Source organism: Novosphingobium organovorum (assembly GCF_022832435.1).
Taxonomy (GTDB): domain Bacteria; phylum Pseudomonadota; class Alphaproteobacteria; order Sphingomonadales; family Sphingomonadaceae; genus Novosphingobium; species Novosphingobium organovorum.
Map to the genome: position 1 here is coordinate 1 of NZ_JALHLF010000069.1, position 19,769 is coordinate 19,769.

At 68.4% G+C, this 19,769-nt stretch carries 20 protein-coding genes; 3 read left to right on the plus strand and 17 right to left on the minus strand.

Going from position 1 to position 19,769, the window contains the following annotated elements; all coding sequences use genetic code 11:
• Positions 1-84 precede the first annotated feature (84 nt).
• Entirely contained in the window at positions 85-1,263 is a 1,179-nt protein-coding gene (locus MTR62_RS14820) for a purine-nucleoside phosphorylase (RefSeq protein WP_244022300.1), read from the minus strand.
• A gap of 342 nt (positions 1,264-1,605) precedes the next feature.
• Between MTR62_RS14820 and MTR62_RS14825 the strand changes: the two genes are divergently transcribed.
• Positions 1,606-2,334, plus strand: coding sequence for a response regulator transcription factor (locus MTR62_RS14825; protein ID WP_244022302.1), 729 nt, complete (start codon positions 1,606-1,608; stop codon positions 2,332-2,334).
• Positions 2,324-3,751, plus strand: a complete 1,428-nt coding sequence (locus MTR62_RS14830; RefSeq protein ID WP_244022304.1) for a sensor histidine kinase — start codon at positions 2,324-2,326, stop codon at positions 3,749-3,751. Before MTR62_RS14825 ends, MTR62_RS14830 begins: the two co-directional genes overlap by 11 nt.
• 35 nt (positions 3,752-3,786) lie before the next feature.
• Here MTR62_RS14830 and MTR62_RS14835 read toward each other — a convergent pair whose 3' ends face one another.
• The 9 genes from MTR62_RS14835 to MTR62_RS14880 all read right to left on the minus strand — a co-directional run bounded on the left by MTR62_RS14835 (position 3,787) and on the right by MTR62_RS14880 (position 13,737).
• Positions 3,787-5,634: a hypothetical protein gene (locus tag MTR62_RS14835; RefSeq protein WP_244022306.1), complete on the minus strand. Its 1,848-nt coding sequence runs from the start codon at positions 5,632-5,634 to the stop codon at positions 3,787-3,789.
• A 3-nt stretch (positions 5,635-5,637) separates the two neighbouring features.
• On the minus strand, positions 5,638-6,714 hold the full coding sequence (locus MTR62_RS14840) for a protein-glutamate methylesterase/protein-glutamine glutaminase (RefSeq protein ID WP_244022308.1): 1,077 nt from the start codon (positions 6,712-6,714) through the stop codon (positions 5,638-5,640).
• Between the two features lie 4 nt (positions 6,715-6,718).
• Positions 6,719-7,582, minus strand: a complete 864-nt coding sequence (locus tag MTR62_RS14845) for a CheR family methyltransferase (protein WP_244022310.1) — start codon at positions 7,580-7,582, stop codon at positions 6,719-6,721.
• Positions 7,583-7,624: 42 nt separating this feature from the next.
• On the minus strand, positions 7,625-9,853 hold the full coding sequence (locus MTR62_RS14850; RefSeq protein ID WP_327194417.1) for a methyl-accepting chemotaxis protein: 2,229 nt from the start codon (positions 9,851-9,853) through the stop codon (positions 7,625-7,627).
• A 79-nt stretch (positions 9,854-9,932) separates the two neighbouring features.
• On the minus strand, positions 9,933-10,421 hold the full coding sequence (locus MTR62_RS14860) for a chemotaxis protein CheW (RefSeq protein WP_244022312.1): 489 nt from the start codon (positions 10,419-10,421) through the stop codon (positions 9,933-9,935).
• 100 nt (positions 10,422-10,521) lie between these two features.
• Positions 10,522-11,025 (minus strand): chemotaxis protein CheW, encoded by a 504-nt coding sequence (locus MTR62_RS14865; RefSeq protein ID WP_244022314.1) that lies wholly within the window; start codon positions 11,023-11,025, stop codon positions 10,522-10,524.
• A gap of 5 nt (positions 11,026-11,030) precedes the next feature.
• Positions 11,031-13,073, minus strand: coding sequence for a chemotaxis protein CheA (locus MTR62_RS14870; protein ID WP_244022316.1), 2,043 nt, complete (start codon positions 13,071-13,073; stop codon positions 11,031-11,033).
• Positions 13,070-13,435 (minus strand): response regulator, encoded by a 366-nt coding sequence (locus MTR62_RS14875; RefSeq protein ID WP_244022318.1) that lies wholly within the window; start codon positions 13,433-13,435, stop codon positions 13,070-13,072. The genes MTR62_RS14870 and MTR62_RS14875 overlap by 4 nt, the downstream gene beginning before the upstream one ends.
• Positions 13,432-13,737, minus strand: a complete 306-nt coding sequence (locus tag MTR62_RS14880; RefSeq protein ID WP_244022320.1) for an STAS domain-containing protein — start codon at positions 13,735-13,737, stop codon at positions 13,432-13,434. The genes MTR62_RS14875 and MTR62_RS14880 overlap by 4 nt, the downstream gene beginning before the upstream one ends.
• A gap of 140 nt (positions 13,738-13,877) precedes the next feature.
• On the opposite strand from MTR62_RS14880, the gene MTR62_RS14885 reads away from it, so the two are divergent.
• Complete coding sequence (locus MTR62_RS14885; protein WP_244022322.1) at positions 13,878-14,333, plus strand: hypothetical protein; 456 nt, start codon at positions 13,878-13,880, stop codon at positions 14,331-14,333.
• A 16-nt stretch (positions 14,334-14,349) separates the two neighbouring features.
• On the opposite strand, the gene cobU is transcribed toward MTR62_RS14885, so the two are convergent.
• The 7 genes from cobU to MTR62_RS14920 form a co-directional block, all read right to left on the minus strand.
• Positions 14,350-14,862: a bifunctional adenosylcobinamide kinase/adenosylcobinamide-phosphate guanylyltransferase gene (gene cobU, locus MTR62_RS14890; RefSeq protein ID WP_244022325.1), complete on the minus strand. Its 513-nt coding sequence runs from the start codon at positions 14,860-14,862 to the stop codon at positions 14,350-14,352.
• The gene (locus MTR62_RS14895) at positions 14,859-16,325 is read right to left on the minus strand and encodes a cobyric acid synthase (protein ID WP_244022327.1); all 1,467 of its coding nucleotides are present in this window, start codon (positions 16,323-16,325) and stop codon (positions 14,859-14,861) included. The genes cobU and MTR62_RS14895 overlap by 4 nt, the downstream gene beginning before the upstream one ends.
• On the minus strand, positions 16,313-17,251 hold the full coding sequence (gene cbiB, locus MTR62_RS14900) for an adenosylcobinamide-phosphate synthase CbiB (RefSeq protein WP_244022329.1): 939 nt from the start codon (positions 17,249-17,251) through the stop codon (positions 16,313-16,315). Before cbiB ends, MTR62_RS14895 begins: the two co-directional genes overlap by 13 nt.
• On the minus strand, positions 17,244-18,242 hold the full coding sequence (cobD, locus tag MTR62_RS14905; RefSeq protein WP_244022331.1) for a threonine-phosphate decarboxylase CobD: 999 nt from the start codon (positions 18,240-18,242) through the stop codon (positions 17,244-17,246). The genes cbiB and cobD overlap by 8 nt, the downstream gene beginning before the upstream one ends.
• Positions 18,239-19,033 (minus strand): adenosylcobinamide-GDP ribazoletransferase, encoded by a 795-nt coding sequence (locus MTR62_RS14910; protein ID WP_244022333.1) that lies wholly within the window; start codon positions 19,031-19,033, stop codon positions 18,239-18,241. Before MTR62_RS14910 ends, cobD begins: the two co-directional genes overlap by 4 nt.
• Positions 19,030-19,620, minus strand: a complete 591-nt coding sequence (locus tag MTR62_RS14915; protein WP_244022335.1) for a histidine phosphatase family protein — start codon at positions 19,618-19,620, stop codon at positions 19,030-19,032. Before MTR62_RS14915 ends, MTR62_RS14910 begins: the two co-directional genes overlap by 4 nt.
• Positions 19,617-19,769: nicotinate-nucleotide--dimethylbenzimidazole phosphoribosyltransferase (locus MTR62_RS14920; protein WP_244022339.1), on the minus strand; the 153-nt coding region annotated here is incomplete at its 5' end. The genes MTR62_RS14920 and MTR62_RS14915, both read right to left, overlap by 4 nt.

A 19,769-nucleotide genomic window follows, 5' to 3' on the forward strand; every position in this document is an offset into this window, starting at 1 on the left:
CATCGCGCGCGAAGAGCGAGGCGGGCGCGAGCGCTGCGGCTGCGGCGAGCAGCGCGAGCGCGGTTCGGGAAGGGGCCTTGCGCATCATTGCCCGGCACCGCCCGGTGCCGTGTCGCCCGGTACATGGTCCTTGTAGCGATCCCAGTTGCGCAGCAGCTCGTGCACCACCGGCACGCCGACGCGGTAGTTGGCTTCGTAGGCGACGTCCTGGCCGGGGCCTTCATCGCCCACGGTGTCCGCCGCCGAAACCCCCGGCGGGGGCATCGAGGGGTTCGAGGCGGTGCGCAGCACCATCATGCGCGACAGGTCCACCCGCCCTTCCTTCGCGGCGTTGAGCATCGCGCCGGCCAGCGTCTGGCTTTCCATGTTGGTCATCACGAAACGGCCCTTGCCGCCGGTCCACATCCGCACCCAGTCGCGCGCCCACTGCGTGCGGCCGGGGCCGTGCCAATAGCGCAGCGCGCCCAGTGTCTCACCCTCGAGCACGAAGGGCGGCTTTTGCGCATTGGGGTAGCCGGTCCAGCGCGCCCGTGCCTTGGCCAGCGCCGGATTGTCCGGGATCACGACGTCCTTGGTCATGGCGAAGGCCCAGTCGGCAAGATGCGCGTTGAGCGGCAGCGTCATGCCGAGCGCGCCGACATCGGTCATTCCGGCAAAGCTGTTGGCATTGCCGGGAAGCTGGCCGGGCCTGTCCGCGCCGATCGCGAAGAGGCCGTAAGGCCAGTCATTCGGGATCTCGCGGTCGTCGAATTCGCGCAGCGTATCGCCCGAGACCACCCAGCGCGCCCAGGCGGCGCTGCCGACCGAGGCGGCTTCGGGGTCGACCCCGGAAATGCCGGTGAACAGCCAGTAGGTGTGCGTGAAGTCGAAACGCGGATCGAGCAGCAGCGCGGTCAGTTGCTCGCCCACGCCGCCCAGCAGCGAGCCCGAGTTGCCCCAGACCACGCCATAGAGCCCTTGGGCGTTGCGGTTGAGCGGGTGGAGCAGCCCCGGAACGGCGATCGCTTCGCTGAGATGCTCGCGCTCGGCCCAGAGTTGGTATTCGCCCGGAGCATCGCCGGTGTCCGCGCCGGGTTCGAAATTGGCAACGACGATGACCTTGACCGGAATGCGCGCAAGCTTGGGCAATTCGGGGACTTGCGGTTGGCGTTCGGCCGGTTCGCGCTCAGTCGCCGGCGCGGCCGTGCCCATCACCGCGGTCAGTCCCGCCAGGCCGGCGAATGCCAGCCCCTTCCACACGTTCGCACGCCTTGCGCCCCGCATCGTCTTCTTCGCTCCTGTTTCCTGTCGGCCGGATCGGCGCCGGCAAGCCTGGCGTGATCCGGGCTTTGGCCCGATGCGCCCCTTTCCGCCGCGCAGAGCCGACGCCTGAAAGACGCGCGCGCGAAGGGAAGGGGGCGTCCCCTTCGAAATTGGCCCGGTCCTAGTCACTCGATCGCGTGCACGCAAATATAATGAATTTCACGAAACGTTGCCAAAAACAGAGCGCTGGTGCCCTCTCGCTCTCCCGCAGCGCGACGGGCGGCCATATTGGCAATTCCCAACCTTGCCTTGCGCGCGCTTTGTCGGCACCTCGGGCCGCGCGCACTTACGGGAAATACGCCAATGCATGTACTCGTCGTGGAAGATGACCAGGTGATGGCCGAGGAAATCGCGGTCAGCCTGACCGAAAACGGCCACACCGTGCGCTGCGCGCATTCGGGGGCGCAGGCGCTTGCTGAAATGAGCGCGGGGCTGGGTGAGAGCGGCGGTGAGAATGCGGGGCGGGAGGCCGGGTTCGGCCCGCCCGATGCCGTGGTGCTCGATCGCATGTTGCCGGGGGTCAACGGACTGGACGTTCTGCGCACCTGGCGCGGTGCGGGAAACCGTGTGCCGGTCCTCGTGCTGACCGCGCTCGACGCGATCGATTCGCGGATCGAGGGGCTCGACTGCGGCGCGGACGATTACATGTGCAAGCCTTTCGCGATGTCCGAACTGGTGGCGCGCCTGAACGCGCTGCATCGTCGTGCGGGCGCGGCGAGCGAAGTGCCCGCGACCCGGCTCCAGGCTGGCCCCCTCGAAATTGATCTGCTGCGCCGCGAGGCGATCGTCGGCGATCAGATCGTCTCGCTGCAACCGCGCGAGTTGCGCCTGCTGGAGGAACTGGTGCGCAACAAGGGCGAGGCGGTCACGCGCACGATGCTGCTCGAATCGGTCTGGGGGCTGCACTTCGATCCGCAGACCAACATCGTGGAAACCCACATGAGCCGTTTGCGCAGCAAGCTGGCCGCGTGCGGCGTGAATGGCTTCATCCATACCGTGCGCGGCGTGGGCTACCGGATCGATGCCGTCTGACCCGTCCAGCGCGATGATCGACAGTGCGGCGGGAGCGGCGCGCGCCAGTCGGCGAAATGCGCGGCCCAGTGCCAGGCGCAGCGTCGCCTATCGCATCGCGCTTGCCTGTGTGAGCGCTTTCGCGCTGGCCAACCTGGTGCTCGGCGCCGGGGTGCTGATCGCGGCCCATCGAGCCATCGGCGGGTATGTCGAGCACGAGCTATCGGCCGAGACCGATGCCCTGGTCGCGGTCTACCGCGCCGGTGGGCGGGCACGGCTGGTGGCGGCGATCGCCCGGCGTGAGGCGGGCAATACCGCCAACGACCTGCTCTACGCGCTTTACGATCGGCACGGGCGACGCATTGCGGGCGCGATGATCGCGCAGCCGCCGCAACACGGGCAGAGCCGCATCCGCGTGCGCGACATGCTGCGCGGGGCCCGTTCGGCGCGGCTGCGCACGATAGACCTCGCCGATGGCTCGCGTCTTGCCATCGCGGCGGACGAGCATCAGGTCGAAGGGCTCGACCGCACGATCGCGATGCTGTTCGGCGGCGCGCTGCTGGCGATCGTGCTGATCGGCACGCTGACCGCGCTCATCATCGCGCGCTACATGACCCGGCGGCTCAGCGCGATGGCCCAGACCGCCGAGGCGATCCGTGCCGGAAGGCTCGATGCGCGTGTCACGCTCGGCCGGTATGACGACGAATTCGACCAGCTCGGCGCGGCACTCAACGCGATGCTGGCGCGGATCTCGGACCTCATGGTGAACTTGCGGCACGTTTCGAACGACGTCGCGCACGACTTGCGCACGCCGCTGACCCGGCTGCGCCAGATGGTCGAGCGCAGTCTTGCCGGGCCGGACGATCCGGTGGCCCAGCGCCAGGTGCTGGAACGTGTCGAGGCCGGGATCGACGAGGTGCTGCGGCTGTTCGGCGCGATCCTGCGGATCACCTCGCTCGAGAGCGAGAGCCCGGCCGACCTGAGGGCGATCGACCTTTCGGCGATCGTCGAGGATCTGTGCGACAGTTATGCCCCCGCGCTCGAGGATGGCGGACGCGCGCTGTTGTGGCGGGTCGATCCCGCAGTGGTGCTGAAAGGCGACGGACAACTGCTGGCCCAGCTGCTGGTCAACCTGCTCGACAACGCGCAGGCGCACACACCGGTAGGCTGCGCCATCGCGGTCAGCCTGTCGCGCGGCGAGGGCGTGGCCGAACTCGCGGTCGCGGATGATGGGCCGGGTGTCGCGCCCGAACGGCGCAAGGCGATCTTCGAGCGCTTCGTGCGCGAGGAAAGCAGCCGCACGACGCCGGGCAACGGGCTGGGGCTCAGTCTCGTGCGGGCCATCGCGCAGTACCATTCGGGCCAGGTTGAGGCGTTCGACAACGCGCCGGGGCTGTGCGTGCGCGTGCGGTTGCCTTTGCAAGGCGCGCGCGAATAGGACGCTTGGGGACCGGGCGGCCCTGAAACAGCCTCCTAAAAGAGACCGTCATCGAAATCGTCGTCGGTATCGGCTGGGGCGTTGTCCGGGGCATCGGCGCCGAACAGGCCGTCATCGAACAGGCCGTCATCCGCATCGCCTGGCTCCAGCCCATCGCCCATGGCGTCCCACCCGGCCGCCGCTGGCGCGGCCGTCGCGGTCCCGGCGAGTGGGGGCATTCCGGGTAGCAGGAAGCGGTCGTGGATGCGCCGTTCGCCGACCATGGTGTAGGTTCGGCCGATTTCGGTCAGCAGCGCGCGAACCGGATGATCCTCGCGCTGGGGTGTGGCGGCGCCGGGATCGGCGCTGTGGGTGAGCGCCTGCGCCGCCTCGGCGATGCGCGGTGCATGTTCCATCGCTTCGTCGAGACGCGAGCAGGTGAGCCGCAGCATTTCGACTGCGGTGGCGGTTCCCTGCTCGACTGTGGACATCGCCATGTCGCTGTTCTGGGCGCAGTCACGGATGGTCTGGAGGCTGCGGGTCAGTTCGTTTCCGGGCAGACTGTCGTGGTCGCCAGCCTGCTCGCGCATGGTCTCGGAGACCTCGGAAAGGTCGGTTTCGGCGCGGTTGATGGTCAGGATGATCGTATCGAGCTGGTCGGAATGGCTGCGAATCTCGTTGGCGATGACGGTGACCGGGCGCCCGATACGTTCGACCTTGCGGCAGCGCAGCCCGATGTTGATCGCCATCTGGCGCACGTCGATGCGCAGCTCGCGGATGGCGCGGACCCGGACCGAGACGTCGGCGACCGTGGCGAGGATCACCTCCAGCGTTTCGGCGGCCTGCGCGTCGGCGCTCTGCAGGCGCTCGATCATCGTCGCAGCCTCGGCGATGCCATCCTCGATCCGGCGCAGGAACTGGGTCTCGTCGACCTTGCCGGGGCCATCATCCGGGCCGCGCAGCGCGGAGACCTGCTCGGTATCGCGGCGCAGGCGTTCGAGCGAGGCCAGCAGGGCACCCGCATCGCTCTGGTATTCCGCCGCGATCTCGCTGGTCAGCGCTTGCAGCAAGGTAAGGGTGTGGGCGCGCATCTCGGCCATCGCGGCGGGCTCGTCCTGCCCGGCGGCGCATTGCGCCTCGAGCAGGGTGGCGCCGGTGACGACGTGTTCGAGCCGCTGGCGGGCGCGGTCGCCGACCTGGATCGCGACGAGCGCGTTGCCCAGTTCGCGCTGGATCGCCTGGGCAACGGTACGGGTCGTTCCGGCGAGGCGCACGAGGCCCGCCTGATAGCCGCGCAGCGCGTCGGCGTCGCCGATCAGCCGGTCGGGGACTTGCGGGATGACCTTGGCGCACTCGCCCAACAGCAACTGGTCGTTGCGCTGCATGCGCGTGAGGCTTTCGGACAAGTCGGCGAGACGGGCTTCAAAGCCCTTGGTCTGGCTGTCGGCGGCCTTGAGCTTGCCGCTCATCTGGTCGGCGAAGTCGACGAAGGCGGGCTCGCCCGAAGCCGCGATTTTCACGTTCATGCCATAAATGTGGAGCGCGCGCAGGCAGCGCTGGACGTCGTCGATGCTGCGCCGCAGGGCCTGCACCGCGCTCTGGATGCGCGCCATCAGTTCCCCGCGCTGGGAGACGGCACGTGAGACCAGTGCGAGGCGCCTGGCCGAGGCGGTGAGGCTGTCGATCGCCGCGCTGGCCTCGCCGTTGTCGAACACGCGGGTCATCTCGTGCAGCGCCTCGATGACAAAGGTGATGACCTGCGCGGTTTCGCCGAGCTGCTCGCCGGCCTGGTTGAACGCGCCGTCGAGCCCGCGCGCCGTGCTTTCGAGCTGCGCGCGCAGCGGGGCGGTGGCGTCGGCGAGCGGCGCGGACAGGTCGAGCTGTTCGGGGCGTAGCGCTTCCATCTGTCAGCGCGCCGCCGCGCGCAGCAGTTCGCGCGCGATGGTGCCCAGCGGCACGATCTTCTCCGCACCGCCGCGCGCGATGGCTTCCTTGGGCATACCGAACACGATCGAGCTGGCTTCGTCCTGCGCGATCGTGCGGGCCCCCGCCTCCTTCATTTCAAGCAGGCCGCGCGCGCCGTCGTCGCCCATGCCGGTCATGATGATCCCCACCGCGTTCGAGCCCGCCGAGCGGGCGGCCGAGCGGAACAGCACGTCGACCGAGGGGCGGTGGCGCGAGACCAGCGGGCCGTCGCGCACCGAGACGAGGTAGCGCGCGCCCTGGCGTTCGAGCATGGTGTGCTTGCCGCCCGGCGCGATGAGCACGTGGCCCCGCATCACGGTATCGCCGTTCTCGGCTTCCTTGATGCTCACCTCGCACAGCGAATCGAGCCGCCGGGCAAAGGCGCTGGTGAACTTTTCGGGCATGTGCTGGACGATGACGATGCCCGGCGAGTTGGCGGGCAGCGCTTCGAGCACTTCGCGCAGCGCTTCGGTGCCGCCGGTCGAGGCGCCGATGCACACCACCATCTCGGTCGTGCGGGCCATGGCCTTGCCGCTCGGCGGGGGCAGCACGGCGTCGGCGGTGAGCTTTTTCTGCGGTTCGCGCGGGGTGTTCGCGCTGCGCTTGTCGACCCGCGCCCGCGCCGCCCCCTTGACCACGTGTCGGATGGTGTCGCGCGCCTCGTTGAGGTGATCGGCGACGCCCATCTTGGGTTTCAGGATAACGTCCACCGCGCCCGCCTCGAGCGCCTGAATGAGCGTGGCGGACCCTTCCTCGGTGAGCGAGGAGCACATCACCACCGGGATCGGGCACTGGCTCATGATCTTGCGCAGGAACGTAATACCGTCCATGCGCGGCATCTCGACGTCAAGGGTGATGACGTCGGGGATCTCGTTCTGGATCAGCCGGGCCGCCGCGAAGGGGTCGGCGGCGGTGGCCATGACCTCGATCGCGGGGTCTTCCTCGAGGATGGCCTTCATCGTCTGGCGCACGCTGGCGCTGTCGTCGACGATCAGGACGCGGATCTTGTTAGCCAACATGGTCTCAGGCCTTCTGGAAGATGGTGTTGCCCACGGGACTGAGCGTGTGCTTGAAGCCGCTGATCGATTCCGAATGACCCAGGAACAGGTGCCCGCCGGGGCGAAGCTGTTCGCACAGCCGGTTGACGACCTGCTCCTGCGTCGCCTTGTCGAAGTAGATGAGCACGTTACGGCAGAAGATCAGGTCCATCGGCTCGCCCACCGGATAGCGGCTTTCCATCAGGTTTAGCTGGCCGAAGCCGACCTTGCGGCGCAGGTCCGGGGCCATGCGCACTTCGGCGCGGCGCCGGTCGCGCGCTTCCATCACATAGCGCTGGCGCAGGCGCTTGGGCACCGGCGCGATCATTTCGCTGGGATAGATACCCTTGATCGCGCTGGAGAGGACCTGGGTGTCGAGATCGGTGGCGACGATGGTGTAGGAAAAGCCGCGTTCGCTCTCGGCGAACTCGCTCAGCAGCATGGCCAGGGTATAGGGTTCCGCTCCGGTCGAGCAGGCCGCGCTCCAGCACCGCACCGAACGCTGCCCGCCGCGCACGAGCGCGGGCAGGATGCGATCGACAAGATATTCGAAATGCTTGGGCTCGCGAAAGAAGTCGGTCTTGTTGGTGGTTACCGCGTTGATCAGGTGTTCGATGTCGCGCGCGCCCGCCTCGCGGCTGAGCACCCAGTCGCAATAGGCGTGCAGATTGTCGAACCCGCCGTCGCGCGCGCGCCGCCGCAGACGCCCCTCCAGCATGGTCTGCTTGGTAGGGGGCATCTTGATGCCGGTCCGTGCGAGGATCAGCGCGGCAAGCTGCTTGAACTGCCTGGCGCTGATCCGGTCGAAGGCATTGCCCGACGCGGACAGGGCAGGGCTAAGCGCGTTCATGCCGCGTTCCTGTTCGGGGTGGGGGTGGGGGGGCTTGCGGGATCAGGCGGCATAGCCGAAGTCGGTATCGTCTTCGTCCGGGCCACCACTGGTGAGGTCGAGCGCGAAGCCGCGCGCGCGTTCCTGCTGGTGGGCGACGCTGTCGGGCTTGGGCGCCATCGGTTCGAAACCGGCATCGACGGAGGGCGCCCGCACCGGCTTGGCCTTGGCCTTGACCGCAGGGCGCGCGGGCACCGCGGTGCGCGGTTTGGTGCGCGCGGCCGGGGCGTTCTGGGCAAGACCGTCCATGCGGAAGAAGGCGATCGAGCGCTGGAGTTCCTCGGCCTGCGAGGCGAGCGTGCCCGAGGTCGAGGAGATCAGCTCGGAGCTATGCGCGTTCTGCTGGGTGACCTTGTCGAGCTGCTGGAGCGCTTCGTTGATCTGCGCCGCGCCCACGTCCTGCTCGCGGCAGGCCGCGCTGATTTCGGTGACCAGCTCGGCGGTGCGGCGAATGTCGGGCACCAGCTTGGTGAGCATCTCGCCCGCCTCGGTCGCGGCCTTGACCGTGTCCGAGGAAACCGCGACGATTTCGGACGCGGCGCTCTGGCTGCGTTCGGCCAGCTTGCGCACTTCGGAGGCGACCACCGCAAAGCCCTTGCCGTGTTCGCCCGCGCGCGCCGCCTCGACCGCGGCGTTGAGCGCGAGGAGGTCGGTCTGACGGGCGATTTCCTGCACGATCGAGATCTTCTCGGCGATCGTGCGCATGGCGCCGACCGCCTTTTCGACCGCCACGCCGGAGAGTTCGGCGTCCTTGGAGGACTGGCGTGCGATCTGTTCGGTCTGCGCTGCGTTGTCGGCGTTCTGCTTGATGTTGGCCGCCATCTCTTCCATCGAGGCGGAGGCCTCCTCGGTCGAGGCGGCCTGTTCGGTGGCGCCTTCGGAAAGCTGTTGCGAGCTTTCGGCCATCTGGGCGCTGCCGTCGGTGACTTCGTTTGCCGCGCCGCTCACGTTGCCCGCGAAGCGGCGCAGGTTGTCGACCAGCGAGTTGATCGATTCCTTCATGCGCTGGTGGTCGCCCTCGCAGGCGATGTCGACGCGTTCGAGCAGGTTGCCGCCGCTGACGAGGTCGAGCACGCGGTTGCCTTCGGCGATGGGATCGAGGATGGCGTCGAGCATCCCGTTGATGCCCACGATCAGCCCGGCGAAATCGCCCACGAAGCGACCGTCGTCACCGCGTGTCTGGAGCTTGCCTGCGGTCGATGCGAGGATCAGGCGCTGGATTTCCGCGGTAATGTCGCGCAGGTTCGCGCGCAGCGATTCAATGGTCTCGTTAATGAACGCCTTCTTGCCCGGAAAGCGTTCGAGCGGGGCATCGAAGTTGCCCTCGCCGAACTCCTTGATGCAGGCCATGGCCTTCTTCTTGACCTCGATGTGGCCAATTACCATGTCGTTGATGCCGCGCGCCATCACGCCGAAATCGCCGTTGAATTTTTCGACCGGGACGAACACATCGATGTCGCCACGATGGTGTTCGGCGGCCATGTGGTTCATCTCGAAGATCAGCCCGGAAAGGTTGTGGCGCAGCGTTTCGATGATCTCGTTGATGAAGGCCTTCTTGCCCGGAAACTTCTCGAGCGGGGCATCGAAGTTGCCTTCTGCGAATTCCTGCACGCAGGCCATGGCCTTTTTCTTGACCGCGATATGGCCCGCGACCATGTCGTTGATGCCCTTGGCGACGACCGCGAAATCGCCTTTGAACCGGGTGACCGGGATGGTGACGTCGATGTCGCCCTTCTCGTGCTCCTCGGACATGTGGTTCATTTCGGCGATGAGCCCGGAAAGATTGCCGCGCAAGGTTTCGATGGTCTCGTTGATGAAGGCCTTCTTGCCGGGGAGCTGGTCCATCGGCGCGTGGAAATTGCCTTCGCCGAACGCCTTGACGCAGGCCATCGCCTTCTTCTTGACCGCGATATGCGCCCCGACCAGTTCGTTTATCGCGCGCGCGACTTGCGCGTACTCGCCCTGATAGCTGCGTACCGGCAGGACGACGTCGATGTCGCCCTTGTCATGCTCGGCGGTCATGTCGGCGATGTCGTCCGCCAGCCGGGTGACCGGGGCCATCGTCCCGTCGAGCAGGCGGTTGACCGCTTCCAGGATGGCGCGCGTCTCACCCTTGGCCGCGCCCGCATCGGCACGGGCCTTGAGGTCGCCGCGCGCGAGTGCGGCTTCGACGCGGGCGATCTCGTCGCCGATGCGCTCGGAAGAAACGCTGGAAAACAGGGTGAAGGGCATGGGACGGGTCCTCTTGGTCAAAGACGGGGGGTCGGGCGCGCGGTGGGGCCGATGCGGAAAAGACGGACGGAAGGCACGGTCACGGGAACTCGAACGCGTCGTCGGGCAGGGCAAAGCCGGTGTCCTGCTCGGTAAAGATGCGCGCGATATCGACGATCACGAGGAAGCCGCCTTCGCGCCGCACGATGCCGGTGATGTAGTCGCTGTCCCAGCGCACGCCGATGTCCGGCGCGCTTTCGATCGCGCGGGCCTCGAGGCCGGTGACGCCGAGCACGCGGTCGATCACCACCCCCAGCGTCAGCACGCCTTGTCCGCGCGGCAGGTCAAGGATGAGAATGCGCGTGGCAAGTGTGGGTTCGACGCCGGGCAGGCCCAGGCGTCGCCGGAAATCGACGGTCGGCACGCCCTGGCCGCGTACATCGGTGAGGCCGAGAAAATAGCCCGGCCCGTTGGGCACGTGGTAGGGTTCGGCATAGTCAAGAATTTCGCGCACGAGCGTGACCGGAACCGCAAAGATTTCCGCGCCGATGGCAAATTCGACGACCTGGGTTTCGATGGGTTTGTGCATAAGGCGTTCTCGGGTCCGGTCTGGGGCAAGCGGGGCGCAGGGCGTGGAAAGGGGCGGCTGTGGCGTTCGTGTGCCAGATTAACCGACGGGCGTGTTTACCTTATTGAGCCCGTCCTTTCGGGTTTTGCGGAAGGCGGATTGCCTGAAAAATTGCAGGTAGGTCGGGCAGGACGATGACGTGTTCGTCCTGGCGCATGAGTTCGCGCACGTATTCGCGCTGCCAGCGCATCCCCAGAACCGGCGGCGCGCAGGCGCGTGCGCGGTCGAGCGTGGTCACTTCGTAAACCTTGTCGGTGCGCAGCCCGATCTGGATTTCCTCGCCCTCCAGCTCGGTTTCGATAACCACGATGCGGCTGTCGAGGGTGGCGCTTTCGACCGGCATGCCAAAGGCGATGCGCAAGTCGGCGATGGGGATGATCTTGCCGCGAAAATTGACCACGCCCGACACCAGCGGCGCGGCGCCAGGCACGGCGGTTTCGGGCAGCAGGTCCAGGATTTCGCGGATGTTCGCGGCCTCGATAGCCAGGCGTTCGTCGCCGATGTCGAAAGTCAGCACCTCGAGCCCGTCGGCCTCGTCCCAGTCGATCTTCGTCTTCTCGTTCATACCCGTCATCCCACGGCGCGAAGCCGTTCCTCGCGCTGCTGGCCGAGCGCGATCAGCTGGACCACGTCGAGGATCAGTGCGACCCCGCCATCGCCCAGGATCGTCGCCCCGGAAAAGCTTGGAATGTCGCGGTGCAATGGCGACATCGACTTGATGACCGTCTGGTGGCTGCCGATGATCTGGTCGACCACCAGCCCCACGCGCTCGCCCGCAGTGCCGATCACCACGATCTTCTGGAACGGATCGGGCGGGGTGCCGGTGGCAAAGAGTTCGCGCAGGCGCAGGAAGGGGATCAGGCTGTCGCGTAGCTGGATCATCGAGCGCCCGCGCGAGCGGATGTCGTCCTCGCCGCGCAGCTCGATGCATTCCTCGACCGCAGCGAGCGGGATAACGTAGTTGCCTGTCCCCACCCGCACCAGCAGCCCCTCGATGATCGCGAGGGTGAGCGGAATGCGCAAGGTCACGCGCGAGCCCTTGCCCGGTTGGCTGGCCATGTCGATCGTGCCGCGCAGGCCCTCGATGGTGCGCTTGACCACGTCCATGCCCACGCCCCGGCCCGACAGGTTGGTGACCTGTTCGGCGGTGGAGAAGCCGGGGTGGAAGATCATCTGCATCAGTTCGTGATCGGACAGCGCCTGGCCCGGCTGGATCAGTCCGTTCGCCTGCGCCTTGGTGCGCACCCGCTCCAGGTTGATGCCGCGCCCGTCGTCCTGGATGGTGATGAGCACTTCGCCGCCCGCCTGTTCGGCGCTCAGCACGATCCGTCCGGTCGCAGGCTTGCCCGCCGCGCCGCGTTCGTCGGCGGGTTCGAGCCCATGGTCGCAGGCGTTGCGCACGAGGTGGACGATCGGATCGGCGAGCTGTTCGGACACCGTCTTGTCGATCTCGGTGCTCTCGCCCTCGGTCAGGAACTCGATGCTCTTGCCGGTCTCGTGCGCGAGATCGTGGACGAGCCGGCGAAAGCGGGCGAACAGCGCGGTGACGGGCACCATGCGCAGGACCATGGTGGTGTCGCGCAGCTCGCTGGCGAGGCGTTCGACTTCCTCGGAGATCGAGCGCAGCGCCAGTTCGCCAGCCGCGCCCACCACACCCGTCTCAGCCAGCTGGGCAAGGCGGCTCTGGACGATGACGAGCTCGCCCACGCGGTCCATCAGCACGTCGAGCCGCCCGGCGGGCACGCGCACCGTCTCCTCGACCGGGCGCACCTTGCGCGCGGCGGGGGGCTGAGATTTGGGGGGCGGAGGCGTGGCTACCGCTGGGGAGGGCGCCTGCGGCGGGGAGGGCGCAGCGGCCTGCGCTGGCGCAGGCTCTTCGCTGTCCAGCGGTTCGATGAACAGATCCATGTCGTCCATCACGAAGATGAACACGTCGTCGATGTCTGCGCGGCTGGCCGAGCCGCGCAGCTCGACGTTCCAGCCGATATGGCACTGGACCGGATCGAGATCGGCGAGGTCGGGGATCTTGTCGGTCAGCGCGGTGACTCGCGTCTCGCCCAGTTCGCGCAGCTCGTCGAGCAGGATCGACGGGTTGGTGCCATTGGCCATGGAATCGCTGGGGAGATAGAACACGATGTGCCAGCCAGCGCCGGTGGTCGCGGCAGCGGGAGCGGCGCCGGGTGCGAGTGTGGCGGGGGGGGCGGTTTGCACCACTGCGTCCTCAGCGGACGCGGAAGGGGCGCTGCCAAGGCTCGCCTGCAAGCGCGCGAGGATCGCGGCTCCGGCCGCTTCCAGCTCGTCCGAGCCGCCTTCGACCAGCGCGCGCATGTGGTCCATCGCCGACAGCGTCGTCGCGACCAGCTCGGGCGTGGCCGGGGCGAGCCCCTTGCGAACCCGGTCGAACGCGGTTTCGCAGTGGTGGGTGAAGCCTGCGAGAGCATCGAACCCGAACATCGCGCCCGAGCCCTTGAGCGTGTGCATTCCGCGAAACACGCAATCGATCAGCTCGCGGCTGGACAGGTTGTTGGTCAGGTCGAGCAGCGCCTGCTCGGTCGCGTCGAGGACGTCGGCGGCCTCGACGCGGAAAGCGGCGGCGGGGTCCTGCTCGCTCACCGGCCCAGCACCTTCTGCGCGACCTTGAGCAGATGGTCGGGCACGAAGGGCTTGACCAGCCATCCGGTGGCCCCCGCCGCGCGCGCCTGCTGCTTGAGGCTGTCGTCGGATTCGGTGGTCAGGAAGATGATCGGGGTGCCGGTCTGGATAGGCAGCTTGCGGATTTCGCGGATCATGTCGAGCCCGTTCATGTTGGGCATGTTGAGATCGGTGATGATGAGATCGTACTTGGCCATGCGCGCCTTGTTGAGCCCGTCGGAGCCGTCGTTGGCCTCCGCCACGGTGTGGCCGGCCCCTGACAGCGCGATGCGGATGGCCATGCGCACGCTCGAGGAATCGTCCACGGTCAGAATGGAGCTCATTGCTGCGTTTCCCCCTGCAACCAGAATGCGAGTTCGGCGCTGCTCGGCGCCGTCAGAAAGCCGTTGCGCTCGAGCATCGCGGCAAGCGCCGCGTTGGCCGGAGCGGTCAGGGCGAACGCCAGCCCCTTGGCCGCGGCGTGCGTGCGCGCGGCGTCGAGCAGCTGGATCAGGCTGAGATCGACTTCCTCGACCCGCGCGGCGTCGACGGTTACCGCGCCGTCCTTCTCGAAGCCTTCGAGAAGCGCGTTGCGGACTTCGTGCACGGTGCGGATGGTCGCGGATTGTCCAAGCGTAACCAGCATGAGCTCTCTTGTATCCAGGGCGTCGGTTCGGCCGTGGTTGTAAGCTTGAGAGGTGAGGATATGATGTGCGCAGCCCTCGCATGTTTCCCTAGTCGGCGGTCCGCAGGGCGTTTGGGGCGTTGTGAAGGGAATTGAAAATCATGCACTTTGCGTACAGGCCGCGCTTTTGTGGGGCGGCCCTTGGTGCTCTGCTGGCGCTCTCGGCCTGTGGCTCGTCCAAGGCTCCGCCGCCCGCGCCCAAGCCGACGGGCTATCGCATCGCGCAGCGTGATTTGCTGCTGCCCGAGCCGCGCGACGTGTGCCGCACGCAAGAGGCTGCCTTCCTGCGCGATCTGCTGCTACGGGTAAGCCAGGCACTTCCGGTGGGCACGCGCGATTTCGCGTTCGAGGACTTCGTGCCGGACAAGAGCCCCGAGGGGACGCCGCGCGCGCTCGTGCGCTTCCGCGCCGCGACGGGCAGCGGCAAGGCCAGGCTGATGTACGCCAGCGGCGCTTTCGATGCCAGCCGCTGCACGGTCGGCCCGCTTACCGGCGGCATAGGTCAGGGGCCCGAAGACCCCGAACGCAGCGAGCCCTTCGCCGAAGCCGCCCGGTAAGGCGCGTCGCGAAAGGTTACCGCGCCTTGAGCGCGAGAGGCAGTCCGGCAACGATCAGCTGGACCTCATCGACGGCGGCCGCCACGCGCTGGTTGACCCGTCCCGCTTCGTCGCGGAAGGCACGGGCGAGCGCGTTGTCAGGCACGATACCCCAGCCCACCTCGTTGCTGACGAGGATCACCGGGCCGCGCGCTGCGCTGAGCGCCGACACCAGTTGTCCGGTCATGGCCGGAATGTCCTCCTGCGCCAGCAGGAGGTTCGAGGTCCACAGCGTCAGGCAATCGACCAGCACCACCCGATCGGGCGCCGAGGCTGTGGCAAGCGCTTCGGGCAGGGCGAGCGGGGCCTCGATCGTGCTCCAGGCCGCGTCGCGGTCCGCGCGGTGGCGGTCGATGCGCGCGCGCATCTCGGCATCGAAGCCTTGCGCGGTCGCGATGAACACCGGGACAAGGCCGGTGGCCTCAGCGCGGTTTTGCGCGTAACGGCTCTTACCCGACCGTGCGCCGCCAAGGGCAAGAAGGCTGGTCATGGGCACGTACCGGCGGTGCGGGCGATCGACAGGAGCGCCTCGATATCGAGATGGCGTTCGAGCGCGGCCGCCACGCCATCGAGCGCGCGATCCACTTCGGCCGCGTGATCGTGCCCATCCGAACGCACGCCAAGCCTGTCGAGAAAGGCCCGGCGAAAGGCGGTGCTGGCGAACAGGCCGTGGACATACGTGCCGAAGGTGCGGCCGTCGGCGGCGCAGGCGCCATCGCTGCGCCCATTGCCAAGTGTCGCAAAGGGCCGCGCGGCGTCGGGGCCGGAGGTCTCGCCCATGTGCATCTCGTACCCCGAAAGCGGCGCGCCGAAAGCCTCGCCGCAGACGCGTTCGAGCCGTTTTGCCGGGCTCAGAACGGTCTCGACGTCGATCAGGCTCAGCCCTTCGAGCGTTGCGGGCGGACCTTCGATCCCCTGGGGATCGGCCAGGCTGCGTCCGAGCATCTGGTAGCCGCCGCAGATCCCCAGGATCGGCGTGCCGCGCCGGTGGTGGGCGCGAATGTCGATGTCCCAGCCTTGCACGCGCAGCGCGGCCATATCGGCAATCGTGGCCTTGGAGCCGGGCAGGATGATACAGGCCGTCTCGGCCGGGATCGGCTGGCCGGGGGGCACCATCACCAGTTCGACCCCGCTTTCGCCCTTGAGCGGATCAAGATCGTCGAAATTGGCGATGCGCGGCAGGATCGGGCAGGCGATCACGATGCGCGCCGCGCGGTCCGGCCTGGCGCGTTCGAGCACCACCGCATCCTCGCTCGGCAGACGGGCGGTTTCGGTCAGCCAGGGGACGACACCCAGCCCCCGCCATCCCGACAACGCCTCGATCTGGTGATAGCCATCCTCGAACAGCGCGGGATCGCCGCGAAACTTGTTGATGAGGAAACCCGCGATCATCGCGGCGTCCTGGGCATCGAGCACCGTGCGCGTGCCGACGATCGAGGCGATCACGCCGCCGCGATCGATGTCGCCCACGAGCACCACGGGAACCTTCGCCGCGCGGGCAAAACCCATGTTGGCGATGTCGCCTGCACGTAGGTTGATTTCGGCCGGGGAGCCCGCGCCTTCGACGACGACGATGTCGCACTGCGCGGTGAGCCGCGCGAAGCTTTCCAGCACCTCGCCGAGCAAGGAGCGGCGCGCCTCGCGGAAATTGCCGCCGCCCAGCTGGCCGCGCACGCGGCCGTGGACGATGAGCTGCGAGGTGTGGTCGGCTTGCGGCTTGAGCAGCACCGGGTTCATGTCGGTGTGCAGGTCGGTCCGGCAGGCCAGCGCCTGGAGCGCCTGCGCGCGCCCGATCTCGCCCCCGTCGGCGGTGACCGCGGCGTTGTTCGACATGTTCTGCGGCTTGAACGGGCGCACGCGAAGCCCCCGGTTGGCAAAGGCGCGGCACAGTCCTGCGACGAGCACCGACTTGCCCACGTCCGAACCGGTCCCCTGCAGCATCAAAGCGCCCATGCGATCCCTCCTGCGATGATCCAGAGTATCAGGCACGCGCGGGTGTAGATCCGCAAGGCGCGCGCGATGTCCTGCGCGCTAGCCTCGGCGCGCCCGGCACCGATCCACTCCTTGGCGTGCCACACGCCGTCGTAGCAGACCGGTCCTGCGAGCCGCAGGTCGAGCGCCCCTGCCATCGCCGCCTCGGTCCAGCCCGCGTTGGGCGAGGCGTGGCGGTGGGCGTCGCGCAGCAGGATGCGAAGACCCCGGCCCGCAACGGCGCAGAGCAGCAGGGCGGCGAGCCGCGCCGGGATCAGGTTTACCACGTCGTCAAGGCGTGCGGCGGCCCATCCGAACCGGCGGTACGGTTCCTCGCGATGGCCGATCAGGCTGTCGGCGGTGTTGATCGCCTTGTAGGCCCAAACGCCCGGCAGTCCGCCTAGGACAAGCCAGAACAGCGGGGCGGCCAGAGCGTCGCAGAAGCTCTCTGCAAGGCTCTCGATCGCCGCGCGCGCGATGCCCGCCTCGTCGAGGCTGGCGACATCGCGCCCGACGATCTGCGCGACGGCGGTGCGCGCGGCTTCGCGCTCGCCGCGTTCGAGATGCTGCGCCACGGCACGCACGTGTTCGTACAAGGAGCGCTGCGCCAGCGCGGGCCAGGCCAGCGCGGCGAGGCCGATCCAGCTCCACGGCGCGGGCAGCAGCGCGAGCAGCGCCTCGGCAGCGATGGCGAGGAGGATGGTACCCCCGACGAGGAGCGCCACCGTCGCGACGCCGAGCCACTGCCGCGTGGCGTCGTGGTAGCCGGTCCTGTTCCAGCGGGTGTCGAGGGCATGGATGAACCGCGCAAAGGCGCCCACCGGGTGTCCGATCCGACGGTAGAGTGCGGCGGGCCAGCCTATCGCGGCATCAAGGCCGAGCGCGAGGAGGGCGATGGGTTCAGCCATCCTGCAGCGCTTGTTCGAGCCGGGTCATTGCGGCGGTGTTCGCGGGCAGGCCGAGCCGCAGCGCGGTCGGGTCCTGCGCGAAGGGGCGTGTCAATATGGCGTGCCGGGCGAGGCGTTCGAACAACGCTGCGGCGTCGGGGTGATGGACCATCCGAAACAGCGGGCAGGCCCCCTGCGGTTCCAGGCCGCAGCGGCGCAGCAGCGCGTCGAGCGCTTCGGCCTGTTCGCGCAGGCGCCGGCGGGTCTGCACGATCCACGCGTGATCGCTATAGGCCGCCTCGCCGATGGCGATCGCGGCGGCCGACAGTGGCCAGCTTCCCAGCATCGCCCGCAGCGCGGCGACAAATTCGGGCGGGCCGAGCACGAAGCCGAGCCGAACGCCCGCAAGCCCGAAGAACTTGCCCAGCGAGCGCAGCACGATCAGGCGCTGTTCGGCGTGCACTCTGGGTGCCAGGCCGGGTTCCTCGAACACGTCGGCAAAAGCCTCGTCGAGCACCAGCCAGCCGTTCGTCCCGCGCCGCTCGAGCCAGTGCGCGAGGTCGGCGGTCGCGAACCGGCGCCCGTCGGGGTTGGTGGGATTGGCGAGGACGAGCGTCGCGGCGTCGGCCGCTTCGAGATTGGTGACGGGCAAGGGGCGAATGCCCTCGATCATCGCGTGGTGGGTGCGGTAGCCGGGGGTCAGGGCATAGGCCGGGCCACTCGCGCCGAGCTGCTGGCCGACGAGCCGCAGGCCCACTTCGCTTCCCGGCACCGCGCAAACGCAGTCCGGGTCTGTGCCGAAATACCCGGCCGCCGTGCTTTCGAGCGCGGCAAGCGCCTGGGGGGCGGGCAGGCTGTGCCAGTCGATTGCCAGTGTCCGGGGGATCGGCCAGGGGGCAGGGTTGATACCGGTCGACAGGTCGATCCAGGCCTTTGGGTCACCGCCGAAATGCGCCGCCGCCGCCGCGAGGTTGCCGCCGTGCCAGGTCCAGGCGGGTGTCGCCCGGTTCATGCGGGTATAACCGCTGCGGCAAGACCGGCGAGCAGAAGAACCGTCTCGCAAAATTCGATCCCGCCGCCGTGGCCATCGCCCGAAATTCCGCCAAGCCGGGTGCGCAGCCAGTGGCTCCAGCCCAGGACCGGCAGCGGAGCGAGCGCCAGCCCCATCCCCTGCGCCGGATTGACGAGCAGGGCGCAAGCCAGCACGGCAAGCGCCCAGAACGCGACGTGGCCCCAGCCCGCCGCGTGGCGGAAGCGGGCTCCCAGACCATCGTGCAGGGAGGGCAGCCGAAGGTTCCAGACCAGCGGTCCAATCCGCGCGGCGGCCGCGACGGCGATCGGCAGGGCAAGTAGTGCCGCTTTTTCGCCAGGCATGGCCCTCTGCGCGGCCTCTGCGACGAGCGCGTGGAGCAGCACCAGCTTGGCGACGACCTGAAGCGCGATGGCGATGGCCCCGAAGCTGCCGATGTGCGGATCGGCGAGGATCGCGCGCAGGCGTACCTTTCTGTCGTCGGCGGTTTCACCCGAGATCTTGTGCGCCGCGCCCGCCGCATCGATGCAGTCGGCCAGACCGTCGAGGTGAAGCCCGCCGGTGACCACGATCCACGCGGCGACGCCGAGAAAGGCCCCGGTCCAGGCATCGATCAGCCCTCCGAGCGCCGTGGCAAACGCCACCACCAGCCCGACGATGGCGCCAACCGCCGGGAACCAGCGCATGGACGCGGCAAACTCGGCGTTGGTCACGTTGATCCGTGGGGTGGGCAGGCGGGTCAGGAACTGGACCGCGACGACGAGCCCCTTCACGCCTGCAATCCGGTGATCTGCGCGCCGCGGGCCCCGTCCCCGGTTTCGTCCCAGACACGCAGCGACAGCCGCGCCGCATAGGGCAGGTCGAACCCCCAGACCTGCCGGACATCGAGCCCTAGCAGCGTTGCGAGCGCGGCGCGCATGGCTCCCGCGTGGGTGACGATGAGCGTGTCGCGTAAAGGCAAGGCCGCGAGCGCTGCGCCGACGCGCGTGGTCAGTTGCGACCAGCGCTCGCCCTGCGGGGGCGCATGGCCTTCGGGATCGCTCCAGAAGCGGCCCAGTGCGTCGGGGGCAATCGCGTCCGGGGCAAGGCCGTCCCACGCGCCGAAATCGAGTTCGCGCCAGCGTGGATCGATGGTGTGCGCCGCCCCGCAGTCCTGCGCGATGGCGCGTGCCGCCGCGCAAGCCCGTGACAGGTCCGAACTGACCACGTGACAGAACGTCAGCGCACGGGCCCGCTCGCGGCATGCGGCGATCCCTTCGGGCGAGGAGGGGAGATCGGTGCGGCCGAGCAGCAGCCCGGCGCGCGCGGGTGCGCCGTGGCGCAGCAGATGAAAGCAGGCGGTTTGCAGGCGCGGCGTCATGGCTTGTCGGCCACGCCCGCCTCGGCCACGCCCGCCTCGGCAAAGGTTGCCATCCGGGCGTGCATGGCCAGCGCGCTGCGCACCAGCTGCACCGCCACCGCGCCGCCGCTTGCCTCGCCAAGGCGCAAGCCCAGGTCGAGCAGCGGGTC